Origin of the sequence: Bartonella sp. AA74HLJMH, from assembly GCF_042197045.1 — a bacterium.
Classification (GTDB): domain Bacteria; phylum Pseudomonadota; class Alphaproteobacteria; order Rhizobiales; family Rhizobiaceae; genus Bartonella.
The window spans coordinates 1-561 of record NZ_JBHIRJ010000159.1 but is presented as its reverse complement, the minus strand read 5'-3'; the positions used below and the strand labels follow the sequence as shown (position 1 = coordinate 561).

The following is a 561-nucleotide window of genomic DNA, read 5'->3' as shown; positions in this document are numbered from 1 at the left end:
CGTGGTTTCTGGAGAGCGTGTAGAAATGGAAGTAGGGGGTGATTTTGCCATTACCAGCCGCAGTGATACGGGACAAAGTTCCAGCAAGCAAAACTCTGTTTCCATTGGTTATAATAGCCGAGAAAAGGATGGTACAGCCACAACCAATATTTCCTTGAACAAGGATAAATCCTCTAGTGATTATCATAGTGTTGTGGAGCAATCAGGCATCAAAGCGGGTGATGGTGGTTTTAAGATCAACGTTAAAGATAAAACAACGCTGACCGGAGGACTTATTTCCAGCACTGCGCCGGCAGAAAAAAACAGCCTGACCACAGGAAGCATTAGTACCAGTGATATCAGCAACAGTGCGCATGCTCAAGCCAGCAGTCAAGGTTTAAGCATTTCAGCGGGTGGTCCGATGTATCAGGGCAAATATGGTGTCGGGAAAAACATTGCTAAAAATGTCTTAGATCATTCAAAAGCTAAAGATTCAGAGGAAGGATATACCAAATCTGCTATCAGCAATGGCACCATTGTCATTACTGATGAAGCAGGGCAGAAGGCATTGACAGGGCAAGA

1 protein-coding gene is annotated in these 561 nt (G+C 44.6%); it reads left to right on the top strand.

Going from position 1 to position 561, the window contains the following annotated elements:
* Positions 1-561 (top strand): hemagglutinin repeat-containing protein (locus ACFINH_RS10335; protein ID WP_375633086.1); only part of this gene is annotated, 561 nt, incomplete at both ends.